Source organism: Dactylosporangium sp. NPDC049140, assembly GCF_040648435.1.
In genome coordinates, this window is sequence record NZ_JBEZDS010000027.1 from 1 (window position 1) to 14,482 (window position 14,482).

Consider the following 14,482-nt stretch of genomic DNA (forward strand, 5'->3'; position numbering starts at 1 on the left):
CAACTCGTCCATGGGGCTCCTCCCGGATGCCGGTTGGCCACACGAACAAGCCACGGATGACCCGGCCCCTTCGCTCCGACCCCACCGCGCCCAGCAGGGTCTTCATCGCTACTACAAGCCGGTCCGCCGACGCGCCCCGCATCGGTACTCAAGCCCTCGCAGGTTCTGCTGCTTGGGCCGCTCCCTCTCGCCACGACCAGGGCGGCAATATCGGGGCACGCCTTCCCACGTTCCGTGCGAAGGCCGCAGATCAGGCTCACGTCGCCTCCATGCCGGACACCGTCTGGCCAGTCGGTGGGCTCCCGCCAGACTGATCGCGGACGCACAAGAACGTCCGGTTTCGATGTCACTTGAATTAAATAACGACACGTCATCAGCGATCCCGTTTCCGGGACTGCGCACCGTCTTCCTGATCCCTACCTGACGCCTCAGCGGACGCCTTTTCCGTATCGCTCACGACGACAGTCTTCGGCTAACGCCGCATACGGTGGTTTGATGCCCTCCCCCACAGGACGACATCGAAGGGCCAATCCTTCATCCCTCGCACAGCATCGCATTCAGAAAACTCTCCTACGTAGAGCCCCTTTCAGCGTTCGTGGCGCACCTTGATCTTTAACCTGAGGGTCGGGTGATATCGACCCCGACTGATCAGGGCCGCAGCCCTTGATCGATCATCCCGCTGCCTAGGGCTAGCCTACGTTGCGGTCCTCCTTGCGGCGGTTCGTCGCCGCGGTAGACCGAACGATGTGACAGCTACTTCGGGGAGTCATGGTGGAGCTCGAGATTCCGCGTGGCCGGCACGCAGGCCGGGCCTGGCGAGCGTTGAGCGTGCAGGCCCGGAAGGACGCCGTCGCGGCCGCGAGCCGCGGTGTCGCGCCCTCGGACGTCGGGGTCGCCTGGGCCGCCGCCGGGTACGGCCGGACGGTAGCGAAGCGACTACGCATCGTACGCCTGTTGGTGCCGGTGGCACTGGTCGCCGTCTTGATCCCGATCGCCGCGGCACTGGTCGCGTCACGCGCCTCGCCACGGACTGTCGACGTCGTCATGGCTCTGATACTCGTCGCGACCCTCGGCGGAATCGCGGGCCTGCTCACCTGGGGTCGGCGATACCAGCGGCTGCACGCCAGCGGCCTGCTCGGGATGGAGGCCGCCCGGCTCGGGTCGCTGACCCCGACGCCCGGCCAGTCGGCGTGGGTCACCGCCGCTGCCGAATCCGGGTTCACCGTGCCGTACCACGCCCAGGTTCCGGTCCCCGAACCGTTGGCTCGCCCGATGGCGGATCCCGCCGGCACCGGGGTGCGTGAGGTTACGTTGCGGCGCGGTCGTGTCCTGGTCAGCCTCGCCATGCTGCTGGCCATGGCGCTGGTGTTATGGCTGCTCGTCGTCCTTGTCTGGCACGGTTCGAGTCCGCCGATACTCGCGACCCTGGTCACGGTCCTCGCCGTGGTCTACACCCTCGCGCTCGCCACCATCCTGTACGCGGCCAGTCCGGCCCTGCGCCGGCCGGTTGCCGCACGGTTCACGCCCGATGGGTGGGAGATACCCGCACAGCGCACGAGCGGATTGTGGGCCGACGTCCGAGCGATCCGGGTACGCCCGCTGTCGAATGGCAGCTTAACGGCCAGTTCGCCGCAAGCCGCCGAGGCCCGGGTGGTCACGCTGATCGTCGATGACCCCGAACGGCACCTCGCGCACCTGAGCGCGGTGCGTCGGGCGCTGATGCGGAGCAACATCAAGAAGTACGGCTCACCCATCGCCATCGTCGCCATGCCACGGCGGACGATGCCGGCCGTGGAGATGGTTGAGCTGCTGCAGCATTACACCTCGGCGCCCGTGGAATGGGCTGCCAGCAGCGGAACGGCGAAGTAGCAGACATCGAGGAAGAACACCACCACAACCAAGCCACGACCCCGACGACGAGGTTGAAGATCAAGCTAAGGCCCGTCATGCACCACACCGCGCACGTGGTTCAGGGACAGCGCCCCCGGCTCGAACGCCGTCAGCAGCCACGTCGCGCCCGCCGCCACCAGCGGGGCCGGCGACCGACCTCACGGGCGCGCGCCACCGCACGTGGTCCCAGACGAAGAACCCGTCCCAGCCGGCCTCCTCCGCCGCCGTGGCCAGGCCCGCGACGGCGACGGGATCGGCCAGTTCGTCGAAGAGCGGCAGCCAGATCGCCGACCGCGGGCCGCTACGCATGACCGGTCCGGAGCGGAGCGGAGGGGCCGGTCATCGGCCGGCGCGGTTTGACGGCCGGGGCGCCGACGAGCGCAGCGAGGAGGAGCCCTGGCTGTGCAGGAGGTCGGCCAGCGCCGCCGGGCGGCTGAGTGCGCCGCAGTGGCCGGCGTCGAGCTCGTCGGGCGTGACGCCCAGCCGTTCGGGGGCCAGCCGCCGGAACAGTTGCGGTGGGAAGCACCGGTCCTGCCGGAAAAGCACAAATCTCGTCGGTACCCCGGGCCAGGCGTCCAGCGGCCAGGGCTGCGCGTAGGCCGGCTCCGACGGGTGTGCGCGCTCGCGGCGGAGGGCCTCCTCGGCGAGCGGCCGGGGCACGTCGTGGTAGTAGCAGACGTACGGATCGTCGCTGCCGGTCAGCCCGCCGTCCCGGGCCGCCTGGGCGCGTACCGCATCCTGGTAGCCCACGTTGGCCCACCAGTCCGCGGGCCGCTCGCCGGGCGCGGGGATCATCCCGGCCACGAGGACGAGGGCGCGGGCCGCGAGCCGGTCGGCCACCAGCGGCGCGGTGAACGCGCCGAACGAGTGCGCGGCGACGATCGCGTCCGGACGGTCGCCGGTGGCCGCGACCACCGCAGCGGCGTAGGTGTCGAGGTCGGCCGACTCGGCGTCCGGCAGGTCGGGGGCGACCACGTCATGGCCCCGGGCGCGCAGCTCGGCGGCCACGAGGTGCCAGGACCAGCCGGAGTCCCCCGCCCCGTGAATCAGTACGAAAGTGGTCATGCCTGTCACGCTAACCGCGGCGAAGCATGCTGAAAAACGATTGGTTCCGATCAAAGCGATCGTATTAGCCGATAGAATGGCGACGTGACGGACGTCGATCTGCGCCATCTCGCCACCATGGCCGCCATCGTCGAGGAGGGGTCGTTCGGACGGGCGGCGGCGCGGCTCGGGTACACCCAGTCGACCGTGAGCCAGCAGGTCGCCGGGCTGGAGCGGGCCGTCGGCGGCGCGGTGTTCGACCGGCCGGGCGGGCCGCGGCCGGTGACGATCACCCCGCTGGGGCGGGTCGTACTGGCCCACGGCCGGGAACTGCTGAGCCGGGCCCGGGCCATGGCCGACGCCCTCGACCGGTTCCGGGCCGGCCAGGGCCGCGTGGACATCGGCACGTTCCAGAGCCTGTCCACCGTGATCCTGCCGCGGCTCGTGCGGCGGCTGCGCGCGGAGTACCCCGACTGCGACATCCGCCTGTTCGAGGAGGAGACGGACCCGCCGCGCGTCGACGACCTCGACCTGGTCTTCTTCGACGGGCGGGTCGCCGGGGACGTCGAGCACCGCAAGCTGCTCGACGACCCGTACGCGCTCGTCGCCCGCCGCGGCGCCTTCCCCGACGGCCCGGTGCCCCTGCGCGCGCTGCACGACGCGCCGATGGTGGCGTGGCCCGCCGTGTGCGACCAGCCCCGGGTGGAGGAGGCGTTCGCCCGCGCCGGCGTGCGGCCCCGCAACGTGTTCCGCACGACGAGCAACGAGGCCGTGCTGTCGATGGTGCGGGCCGGCATCGGCTCGGCGGTCCTGCCCCGGCTGGTCCTCGAGGGCGTTGCCGAAACGCTCGGGGGCGCCGGCGAGACGCTGGCCGTGCACGAGCTGCGACCGGCGTTCCCGCCGCGCGAGATCTACCTGCTCTGGCCCTCCGGGCGCACCCAGTCCCCGCTCGCGGCCCGGGCGATCGAGCTCGCGACCGAGGTCACGGCCCGGTACCGACGCGAATGAATGTTCCGAAGAGTCCCGGCCGCCACCACCACGCAGGAGAACGGGCCGTAGGTTCGAGGGCATGAAACTGCTCCTGCCGAGCAGCATCGACCTCGACGTCGAGCTGCCGTCCGATGTCGTCGCCGTCGGGTACGCCGTGGACCGGCCGGTGCCCGGCGAGCATTGTGAGGCCGAAGCCCTCGTGGTCTGGGGCAACCCGGCCGACCAACTGCTCGACTCGGCGCGGCGGCTGCGACGGCTGCGCTGGGTGCAGACGCTCGCCGCCGGGCCGGACGCGGTACTCGCGGCAGGGTTCGACCCCGGCGTCGTCATCACCGCCGGGCAGACGTTGCACGACACGCCCGTGGCCGAGCACGCGCTCGCGCTGATCCTCGCCGCGGCGCGCCGGCTCAACCTCGTGATCCGTGCGCAGGTCGGCCACCGGTGGGCCGGGGAGCTCGGCGGGCTGCAACCGGTGGCCCCGGCCGGCACCTTCCGGACCCTGCGCGGGGCCCGGGTGACGATCTGGGGGTTCGGCGGCATCGCGGCCACGCTCGCGCCGCACCTCACCGCGCTCGGCGCGACCGTCACGGGCATCGCACGGCACCGCGGCGAACGCGGCGGCGTGCCCGTGCTGCTCGCCGACGACCTGCCGGCGGTACTGCCGGCGACCGACGTCCTGGTCATGATCCTTCCGGGCACCGCCGAGACCCGGCACGCGCTCGGGGCCGAGCGGCTCGCGCTGCTGCCGGCCCACGCCTGGGTGATAAATGTCGGTCGTGGTTCGACGGTCGACGAGGCGGCGCTGCTCGCCGCGATCCGGGACCGGCGCCTGGCCGGGGCGGGGCTCGACGTGTTCGAGACCGAGCCGCTGCCGGCCGGATCCGGGCTGTGGGACGAGCCGAACGTCATCATCACGCCGCACGCCGCCGGCGGCCGGCCGATCGGCGCGGCCGGGCTGATCGCCGAGAACCTGGCGGCGCTGCGCACCGGGGCGGCCCTGCGCAACGTCGTGCCGCGGTAACCACCGAGCCGTACCGATGCGTAGTGGCCGCGGCCACGTATCGTGAGTGACGTGGATCCGGTGGTTACCTCGTTCGGCGCCGCGCTCGTGGCGGCGATGGCCACGCACGAGTGGTCGCGGGCGCACGCGGGCGTCGTCGCCGTCTGGCGGCGGTACCGCCGCGACGACCCGATCGCCGCCGACCTCGACGCGCTGCGCGAGCGGGTGACCGGGGCGCGGCGGGCCGGCCGGGCCGACGTCGAGGACGCGCTGGTGCGGATCTGGCAGGCGCGCGCCCTCGAGCTGCTGATGGACCACCCCGAGGCCGGCGACGAGCTGCGGGCGCTGCTCGAACGGGTCCCGGCGCCGGCCGCCTCGGCCCAGGTCACGATCGGCCGCGTCACGATGCGCGGCGAGGCGCACGGCACGAGCACCTTCAACCAGTTCGTGGGCGACCAGCACTACCACGACCACCGGCCATGAGCGGGGCGCCGCGCGAGCCCGGCGTCACCCTCACGGGCCAGTCGTTCGGCGGCACGTTCAACCAGTTCGCCGGGGACCAGTACAACATCGTCGTGGCGGCCGCGACTCCCCCGCCGCCGCGGATGCGGACGCTGCGGGCCGACATCGCCACGTTCACCGGCCGGGACGAGCAGATCCAGCGGATCCTGGCGGGCATCGCCGACGGTACCGCGAGCATCTGCGCCCTCGACGGCATGCCCGGCGTCGGCAAGACCGCCCTGGCCCTGCGGGTCGCGCACCGGATCGCCGACCGGTACCCCGACGGGCAGCTCTTCGTCGACCTCCACGCGCACAGCGCCGACCATCAGCCGGCCGAGCCCGCCGAGGTCCTGGCGGTGCTGCTGGCCGCGGCCGGGGTACCCCCGGAGCAGATCCCGGCCGCGACCGACGAGCGGGCCGCGGCCTGGCGGGACCTGGTCGCCGGGCGGCGGATGCTGCTGCTGCTCGACAACGCGGCCGACGTCCGGCAGATCGCCGCGCTGCTGCCCGGGGCCGCGTCGTGCCTGGTGCTCGTCACCAGCCGGCAGCGCCTGGCCGGGCTGCGCCGGGACTACGGGGCCACCCTGCTGACCGTCGACACGCTGCCGGTGCCCGACGCCGTGGCGCTGTTCGCCCGCGTCCATCCGCGCCCGCTGCGCGCCGACGAGCACGCCGCGGCCGAGGCGCTGGTGCGGCTGTGCGGCCGGCTGCCGCTGGCGATCACCATCGTGGCCGCGGGGGCCGACGCCGAGGCCGGGCACGTCCGCGACCTGCTCGCGGACCTGGAGTCGGCCCGGGACCGGCTGGCGGGCATCGACGCGCACCTCGAGGACGGTACCGTCGGCGTCGCATCGGCGTTCCAGCTGTCGTACGCGCGGCTCGGCGCGGACCGGCAGGCGGTGCTGCGCCTGCTCAGCATCGCGCCCGGCGGCGACATCGGGCCGCCCGCCGTCGCCGCGCTGACCGGCCTGCCCCTCGACGAGGCCCACCGCCGGCTCCGGGAGCTGCACACCCACCGGCTGCTCGAGCAGTTCGGGCATCAGCGGTACGGCCTGCACGACCTCGTCGGGCGCTACCTGCGGGCGAAGGCCGAGCCGGGCGAGGGCGACCCGGCCGTCGAGCGGCTCCTCGCGCACTACCAGGCGCTGGCCGCCCTGGCCAGCGACCAGCTGAGCGGGTACAGCATCCGCACCGGCAGCACGGCCCCGCCCGACGCGCCGGACCTGCTCGGCTTCGCCGGCGCCGCCGCCTGGATGCGGGCCGAGCGCGGCAACCTGCTGGCCGCCCTGCGCTGCGCCGAGGAGCGCGGCTGGTCGGAGCGGGCGGATGACCTGACGTACAGCTGCGTCACGGTGGTGAACCTGGACGGGCCGCTGACCCTCGGGATCGAGCTCGTGGAGCGGTACAACACCGCCGCCCGCCGCCGCGGGAACCGCCAGAACGAGGCGTGGGCGCTCGGGCAGCTGGGCTCGTTCCGCAGCCGCCTCGGCGACTATCCGGCGGCCCGGGAGAACTTCGAGGCGGCGGTACTCATCCACCGCGAACTCGGCCAGCGTGAGGTGGAGGCGTGGGCGCTGCACGAGCTCGGCGTCGTCCAGGCCCTCACCGGCGCCCCGGGCACCGCCCTGGCCACGCTCGAACAGGCGCTCGCGATCAGGCAGGAGACCGGCAACGCGGCCGGGCAGGTCTTCACCGCCAACATCATCCGCGCCGTCCGGCTCGCGGTGAGCCGCGAGTTCGACGGCGACCCCGAGCTGGAGCAGGCGGTGGAGGGCCGGCGCGCCGCGGGCGACCACGCCGGCGAGGCCACGGCGCTGCGGGCCTGGGGCGTGCTGCGGCGCTTCCACGGCGACCCGGCGGCGGCGGTGCCCCTCTTCGAGCGCGCGCTCGCCGTCCGCCGGCGCCTCGGCGACCGGCTGGGCGAGGCCGACCTCCAGGGCCAGCTCGCGGCCGCGCTGTCGGCGACCGGCGAGCACGCGGCCGCGACGGCGCACCTGGAGACGGCCCTCGGCACCGCGCGCGAGCTGGCCGAGCGCAGCGTGGAGGCGGACCTGCTCCGGCAGCTCGGCGAGACCCGGACGGGCGGCGGGGACCACGCCGGCGCGGCCGAGGTACTGCGCGAGGCGCTGGCGATCGTCGAGGACCTGGGCAACCGGCGGGCCGAGACGCAGGTGCTCAAGGCGCTCGGCGAGGCCCATCGGGCGGCCGGGCGGTACGACGAGGCGCGGCTGGCGCTGCAGCGCGCCGCGACGATCGACCGCGACAACGGCAACCTCTACGACGAGGCCGGCACCTCCGGCCGCCTCGCCACGGTGCTGCGGCTGTCGGGCCGCCCGGCCGAGGCCGCCATCGCGCTCGAGCGGGCGGTCGAGGCGGGCACGCGGTCCGACAACCGGCGCCAGGCCGGATGGGCCGCGGCGGAGCTGGGGGTGGTCCGGCGGCTGCTTGACGACCTGCCCGCCTCCGAGGCGGCCCTGGCGCGCTCGGTCGCCGTCCGCCGCGACCTCGACGACGCGGCCGCGCTCGGCTGGTCGCTGCACGAGCACGGGGTCGTCCTGCGCCTGCTCGGCGAGTACGCCCGGGCGGCGCCCGAGCTGCGCGAGGCGCTCGACGTGCGCCGCCGCCTCGCCGACCGCACCGGCCTGGGCGAGACCCTGGCCGAGCTCGGGCTGCTGTGCCTGCCGATGGGCCGGTGGGCGGAGGCGGGCGAGGCGTTCGCGGAGGCCCGGCTGATCGCGGCCGAGCTGGGCCACGCGGCGCGCGAGACGTGGAGCGGGCGGCAGCTCGCCCAGGTGCGGCTCGGCGGCGGCGACCGGGACGGCGCGGTGGAGCTGTTGCGGGAGGCGGGCGCGCGGTTCGCGGCGGCCGGCGACCGGGCCAACGCGGCCGAGGTCGAGTGCGACCTGGGCGTGGTGTGGCGGACGGGCGGGGACCACGACCGTGCGGCCGACGCCTTCGAGCGGGCGCTGCCGGGGGCCACGGGAACCGTCGAGTTGCGGGTGATCGCGGAGCGGGGCAACCAGCATCTGGCGCGGGCCGACTACCCCGCGGCGGTGCGGGACCTGAACCGGGCGCTGCGGCGCTGCCGGGCGACGGGCGACCGGTCGTCCGAGGCGTGGGTGCTCACCCAGCTCGGCCTCGCGCACCAGGGGGCGTCGCGGTACCGCGCGGCGCTGCGGGCGCTCGAGCGGGCGCTCGACCTCCGCGTCGCCCGCGGTGAGCGGGCCGGGGAGGGCTGGGCGCGCTGCTTCCTGGCCGGTGTCCGCCGGCTGCTCGACGACCTGCCGCGGGCAAGCGCGCTGGGCGAGGCGGCGCTGGAGATCTTCCGGGCCGTCGGCGACCCGTTCGGCGAGGCGTCCGCGCAGTTCGAGCTCGGCGTGCAGCGGCGCCTGGCCGGTGACCTCGACGGGGCGGCCGAGTGGCTGCGGCAGGCGCACGACGGGTACCGCCGGCTCCAGCCGGAGCCGTATGCGGGCATGCTGTGCGAGCTCGCCGTGGTCCACCGCGAGGCGGGGCGCCTCGACGAGGCAGAGCGGCTGCTCGACACGGCCCTGGCCCGGGCCCGCGCCACCGGGGAGCCGCACCGGGCCGCGTACGTGCGGGCCGCCCTCGGCGCGTTGCGGCTGGCCCAGGGGCACGACCACGCGGCCGCGGCCGACCTCGCGGCCGCGCTCGACACCTACGAGCGGGTGGGCGACCGGCGCGGGCAGGCCGAGGTCCTCAACCTGCAGGGCCGCCTGCTGCTGCGCGGGCACGACGCCGAGGGCGCCCGCGCGCGGCACCACCGGGCCCTCGCGCTGGCCGTCGCGGTCGGGTCGCCGCTGGAGCGGGCCCGCGCGCTCGCGGGCGCGGCGCGGTGCGCGGACGAGCTCGGCGACCCGGCGGGCGCGGCCGGCCACCGGGACGCGGACCGCATCCTCCGCCGCATCGGTATGGTCGACAGCGTCGATTGATCGTCGGGCCGGAAATTCAAGGTCTTCAGGGCCTGGCGTCTGAGGCCATGTGGCCATAATATGACGGCGCTGACGACGACATGGGGGGTGCGGTACGGCGATGACGCGACCGGAGTGGGCACCGGAGGACATTGACATCAGCGTGCCGAACGCGGCGCGGATGTACGACTACTCGCTGGGCGGGTTCCACAACTTCGCGGCCGACCGGGAGATGGTCGAGCGAGTCGTGTCGATGGCGCCGAACGCGCGCCAGATCGGGCTGGCCAACCGGGCGTTCCTTGGCCGGGCGGTGCGCCGGCTGGTGGCCGGCGGCGTGCGCCAGTTCCTCGACGTCGGCTCGGGCATCCCGACCCTGGCCAGCGTCCACGAGGTGGCGCAGCAGGCCGATCCGGGGGCCCGGGTGATGTACGTCGACATCGACCCGGTCGCCGTCGCGCACGGCCGCGCGATCCTCGCGAGCAACCCGAACGCCGACGTGATGGTCGGCGACGTGCGCCGCCCGGACGACATCGTGCGCCACCCCGCGGTGAGCGGGCTGCTGGACTTCACCGAGCCGGTCGCGGTCATGCTCATCGCGGTGCTGCACTTCGTGCCGGACGAGGACGACCCGGCGGGCATCGTGCGCCGGTTCCGGGAGGCGGTGAAGCCGGGCAGCTTCATCGCGATCTCGCACGGCTCGCCGCCGCCGCAGCACGAGGAGGACGCCGATGCGGTAAAGGGGGTGTACCAGCGCACCTCGACGCCGCTGCACCTGCGCAGCGCGGAGCAGATCCGCGGGCTGCTCGACGGGCTGGAGGTCGTCGCGCCGGGTGTCGTACCGGTGACCGACTGGCACCCCGAGCCCGAGGACCGCGGCACCGAGCCCCGGCCGGAGGTGCTCGCGGCCGTCGGCCGCAAACCGTAGATCGGCTTTGCGTCCGCGTGGCGCTGGCATTCAGCGTTGTCGTTGGACCATAATCAGCGGCGTGATCCCGTCCGATGGCCGGACGGCCGGCATCGACGCGTTCACCCGGGCCTGGACCCGTGTCGTCACCGGCCAGACGGTGCTGCGCCACAGCCGCGAAGAGGTCTACGCCCTGCTCGAGCGGTTCGCGCGGCGGCTCGCCGAGGCACTGCACGCCGAGCCGTTCGCGGCCGCCCCCGGGCGGCAGCTCGGCGCCGACCTCGTGGCGGCCGGGATCGCCACGCCGGAGCTGCTCGGCGGCACGACGATGCTCATCGGGCGGCGCTTCCTCACCGATGTGCGGATGCTCCGCCCGGACGCCCGCGCCCGCCTCGACGAGCTGCTGGGCGCCGTCGCGACCGGCTTCACGGGCGCCCTCATCGACCAGACGGTCGCGGCCCAGGAGGAGCTGCGGCGCGCCGAGCTGGCCAAGCGCACGCTGACCGTGCGGACCCACACCGTCCCGCGCAACCGCGACGCGCTGCTGCGGCAGCTCGGCGACACTCTCGAGGGGCATCCGCGGCGCCGGCTGGGGCTGTGCCTGATCAACCTCGACCGGTTCCGGACCGTCAACGAGAGCCTCGGCTACCGCAGCGGCGACCAGGTGCTGGGTACCGTCGCGCACCGCCTCGACCGGCTCGCCCGCACCGCCGGGCACTTCGCCGCGCACCTCGACAACGACACCTTCGTCCTGCTCGTGGCCGACACCACCGGCCCGGACGAGGTGACGAAGGCTGCCGACGAGGCGCTCGCCGCGATCGCGCACACGTTCCCGATCAACAACGGGTACAACCTGCCGATCGGGGCCAGCGTCGGCGTCGTCGAGCAGGCCGCCGCCGACACCGACCCCGCGGCCCTGCTCGGCGCGGCCGAGCAGGCCCTGGCCTGGGCCAAGCGCGAGCGGCGCGGGCACTGGATGGTCTATGACCCGGAACGCGCCGCCGAGGAGAGCGCCCGCCACGCGCTCAGCGCGGAGATGCCCGACGCGCTCACCCGCGGCGAGTTCGCGGTGGAGTACCAGCCGCTCGTCGACCTGGCCACCGGGCACCTCGCCGGCGCCGAGGCGCTGGTGCGGTGGCGGCACCCGGTCCACGGCGTGATCATGCCGGGCCGGTTCATCGACCTGGCCGAGCACACCGGCCTGATCGTGCCCCTGGGCGAGGACGTCCTGCGCCGCGCCTGCGTCCAGGCCGCCGCGTGGCGCGCCGCCGACCCCGACCGGCCGATGTTCGTGAGCGTCAACGTGGCCGGGGCGCAGCTGCGCCGGCCGGGCCTGCCGGCCATGGTGCGGGCGATCCTCGACGAGACCGGGCTGCCCGAGGGCCTGCTGCACCTGGAGGTCACCGAGAACGTCCTGCTCGACCCGGAGGGGCTGGGCACGCTCGACGGCCTGGCCCGCATGGGCGTGCGGATCTCACTCGACGATTTCGGTACCGGCAACTGCCGACTGGCCGAGATCAGCAACCTGCCCGTGCACACCATCAAGATCGCGGGTTGTTTCGCCGGCTACCTCAAGGGCCGCCACGCCGCCGACGGCCCCGACCAGACGGTGCTGACCGCCATGATCAAGCTCGGCCGCGACCTGGGCCTCGCGGTGACCGTCGAGGGCATCGAGACGGAGGCCCAGCGCCGGCGCCTGCTGGAGCTCGGCTGCGACACCGGCCAGGGGTACCATCTCGGCCGCCCCGCCCCGGCCGAGCACATCACCGAACGGCTCGCGACGTCTTGATCGAGGAGATCCTGCCCGCGGCGTCCAGCGCCTTCGAGGTGACCGGCGACCCTCCCGACGCGAAGCTGTGGCCGGAGGAGGAGCGCCTGGTCGCCGGCGCGGTCGAGAAGCGGCGGCGGGAGTTCACCACCGCCCGGCACTGCGCGCGGCAGGCGTTGCTGGGCCTCGGGGAGCCGCCGGTGGCGGTGCTGTCGGGCCCGAAGCGGGAGCCGCTGTGGCCGCCGGGCGTCGTGGGCAGCATCACGCACTGCGCGGGGTACCGTGCCGCCGTTGTCGCCCGCGATCGCGATCTCGCCTCCATCGGGGTCGACGCCGAGCCGGACGAGCCGCTGCCCGAGGGCGTCCTCGACTCCATCGCCCGGCCCGGGGAGGTGGACCGCATCGGCGCGCTGCTGCTGGCGCGGCCGGAGGTGCGCTGGGACCGGCTGCTGTTCAGCGCCAAGGAGTCGGTGTACAAGACGTGGTACCCGCTCGCGCGGCGCTGGCTCGACTTCACGGAGGCGGACATCACCATCGACGCCGAGGCCGGCGCGTTCACGGCCCGGCTGCTCGTGCCCGGCCCGATGAGCCGCCTCGACGGCCGGTGGCTGGCCCGCTCGGGGCTGGTCCTCACGGCGATCGCCCTGCCCGCCCCCCGGTGAACGCCGGCCCCCGATGAGCGCGGTCCTCGGCATCGACGTCGGCGGCACCAAGGTGGCGCTGCGCCTGGAGCCGGACGGGCAACCGCCCCGCGAGGCCGGCTTCGCCTGGCCCGGCTCGTCCACAGCGGACGACGACCTGGCCCGGTTGCACGGGCACGCCCGCACGCTCATCGGCGATCACGTCGTCCGCGCGGTCGGCGTGGCGATGCCGGCCACCCTGGACGGCGCCGGCCGCGTGACCGCCTGGCCCACCCGTCCGGCCTGGACCGGGCTGGACCTGCGGGCCGCGCTCGACCGGCGGTTCGGCCCGGCCCTGGTGCGCGTGGCCGACGACGGCGACCTCGCGGCGATCGCCGAGGCCGCCGCGGCCGGCTGCGCCGACGTGGTCTACCTGGGCGTCGGTACCGGCATCGGCGGCGGCGCGGTCGTCGGCGGCCGCCCGTGCCCCGGGCCCGGGCGCGGCTCGTGCGAGGTCGGGCACATCCTGGTCGACCGCGCCGGACCCCGCTGCGACTGCGGCCGGGCCGGCTGCCTGCAGGCCATCGCCTCGGGCGCGTCGACGCTACGGCGCGCGGCGGCGGCCCGCGGCGCCCCGGTCACCTTCGACGAGCTGCGCGAGGCCTGGCCGGCCGGCGCGGCGTGGGCGGTGTCCACCGTGCAGGAGAGCGCGGCGGCCCTGGCCGCGGCCGCGGTGAGCCTCGGCGAGCTGTTCCGCCCGTCGCTCACGCTGATCGGCGGCGGCTTCGCGGCCGGGCTGCCGGGCTTCGTGCCGGCCGTCGCCGAGCGCAGCGCGGCCCTGGGCCGGCCGGGCCATCCCCCGGCCCCGGTGCGGGCGGCCACGCTCGGGGCCGTCTCCTCCCTGCACGGCGCGCTCCTGCTGGCCCGCGCCGCCGATTGACCGGCCCGGTACTACGGCACGTCGACCCACACCCCCTCGGTGGCGCCGGCGTCGCGGATGTCCTGGATCTGCCGGCGCAGGTCCCCGGCCCGGGAGCCGGTCGTGGTCTTGATCTGGGCGGTCAGCTCGCGGGCCGAGGTGAGCTGGGCCGACCCGGCGCCCTCGCGGGCCATGCGCAGCGCCGTCTGGGTGCGGGCGTCGATCGCGGAGCGCAGGCTGCCCGCGCGGTCGGTCAGGCGGCCCAGGTCGCGGAACTGCGGCTCGTCGGTGTCGAACCAGATCTGCTGCCACCAGTGGTCGCTGATCGGGTCGTGCCAGCTGAGGTAGCCGCCCTTGGCGATGCGGCGCGGGCCGGTGAGGTGACCGCCGAAGGTGTACCGCACCCCGCCGGCGGCGACCGGGTCGTAGAACTGCGGCGTGAAGAAGTCCGAGACGAGCAGGCCGTTGACGGTGTACCCGAACTGCGCGTCCTCGGAGGGGTCGGCGACCTCGACGAGGAACTCGACGCGGCCCTGGTCCGGCTTGGGCGACTGGCCGGCGACGAGCCGGTTGCCGAACGGGTCGACCAGCATCTCGAGCATCTCGTGGCTGGCGGTCAGCGACCAGCTGTCGCCGACCTGCACGAGCGCGAACGGCTGGCCGTTGCGGTCCAGGTGGACGCCGGCCGCGCCCGGGGCGTCGATGTCGTCGCGGACGATGATCGGCCAGTACCCGATCGGCACGTCCTCGAGGCGCTCGAAGCCGTCGATCGTGGCGACGATGTCCCAGATCGGCGCGAAGTCACGGATCGCCTGCTTCTGCAGCGCGGCGGCGACGCGGTTGAGCTGTGAGCCGGTCACGTTCGGAGTGTCCGCGACCAGCGCGAGTTCGGTGATGAGCATGGTCGGCCTTTC

General features: G+C 74.7%; 11 protein-coding genes. 9 read left to right on the top strand and 2 right to left on the bottom strand.

Going from position 1 to position 14,482, the window contains the following annotated elements; genetic code table 11:
• The first annotated feature begins 768 nt into the window (after positions 1-768).
• Positions 769-1,869, top strand: a complete 1,101-nt coding sequence (locus AB0B76_RS34310; protein ID WP_360383164.1) for a hypothetical protein — start codon at positions 769-771, stop codon at positions 1,867-1,869.
• A 360-nt stretch (positions 1,870-2,229) separates the two neighbouring features.
• On the opposite strand, the gene AB0B76_RS34315 is transcribed toward AB0B76_RS34310, so the two are convergent.
• The gene (locus AB0B76_RS34315; RefSeq protein ID WP_360383166.1) at positions 2,230-2,955 is read right to left on the bottom strand and encodes an alpha/beta hydrolase; all 726 of its coding nucleotides are present in this window, start codon (positions 2,953-2,955) and stop codon (positions 2,230-2,232) included.
• 84 nt (positions 2,956-3,039) lie between these two features.
• On the opposite strand from AB0B76_RS34315, the gene AB0B76_RS34320 reads away from it, so the two are divergent.
• The 8 genes from AB0B76_RS34320 (at position 3,040) to AB0B76_RS34355 (ending at position 13,589) form a co-directional block, all read left to right on the top strand.
• Entirely contained in the window at positions 3,040-3,942 is a 903-nt protein-coding gene (locus tag AB0B76_RS34320; RefSeq protein WP_360383167.1) for a LysR family transcriptional regulator, read from the top strand.
• 61 nt (positions 3,943-4,003) lie between these two features.
• The gene (locus AB0B76_RS34325; RefSeq protein ID WP_360383168.1) at positions 4,004-4,945 is read left to right on the top strand and encodes an NAD(P)-dependent oxidoreductase; all 942 of its coding nucleotides are present in this window, start codon (positions 4,004-4,006) and stop codon (positions 4,943-4,945) included.
• A 51-nt stretch (positions 4,946-4,996) separates the two neighbouring features.
• Complete coding sequence (locus AB0B76_RS34330; protein WP_360383169.1) at positions 4,997-5,407, top strand: hypothetical protein; 411 nt, start codon at positions 4,997-4,999, stop codon at positions 5,405-5,407.
• A complete protein-coding gene (locus AB0B76_RS34335; protein ID WP_360383170.1) occupies positions 5,404-9,378 on the top strand; it encodes a tetratricopeptide repeat protein in 3,975 nt (1,324 codons plus the stop codon). The genes AB0B76_RS34330 and AB0B76_RS34335 overlap by 4 nt, the downstream gene beginning before the upstream one ends.
• Before the next feature lie 100 nt (positions 9,379-9,478).
• Complete coding sequence (locus AB0B76_RS34340; protein ID WP_360383172.1) at positions 9,479-10,282, top strand: SAM-dependent methyltransferase; 804 nt, start codon at positions 9,479-9,481, stop codon at positions 10,280-10,282.
• A 61-nt stretch (positions 10,283-10,343) separates the two neighbouring features.
• Entirely contained in the window at positions 10,344-12,050 is a 1,707-nt protein-coding gene (locus AB0B76_RS34345) for a bifunctional diguanylate cyclase/phosphodiesterase (protein WP_360383173.1), read from the top strand.
• Positions 12,050-12,691 carry a 4'-phosphopantetheinyl transferase superfamily protein gene (locus AB0B76_RS34350; RefSeq protein WP_360383375.1) on the top strand — a complete coding sequence of 214 codons (642 nt, stop codon included), beginning with the start codon at positions 12,050-12,052 and terminating at the stop codon, positions 12,689-12,691. The genes AB0B76_RS34345 and AB0B76_RS34350 overlap by 1 nt, the downstream gene beginning before the upstream one ends.
• A gap of 13 nt (positions 12,692-12,704) precedes the next feature.
• On the top strand, positions 12,705-13,589 hold the full coding sequence (locus AB0B76_RS34355; protein WP_360383174.1) for an ROK family protein: 885 nt from the start codon (positions 12,705-12,707) through the stop codon (positions 13,587-13,589).
• Between the two features lie 11 nt (positions 13,590-13,600).
• Here the strand turns inward: AB0B76_RS34355 and AB0B76_RS34360 are convergent, their stop codons facing one another.
• Positions 13,601-14,470, bottom strand: a complete 870-nt coding sequence (locus tag AB0B76_RS34360) for a hypothetical protein (RefSeq protein ID WP_360383175.1) — start codon at positions 14,468-14,470, stop codon at positions 13,601-13,603.
• Positions 14,471-14,482: the final 12 nt, after the last annotated feature.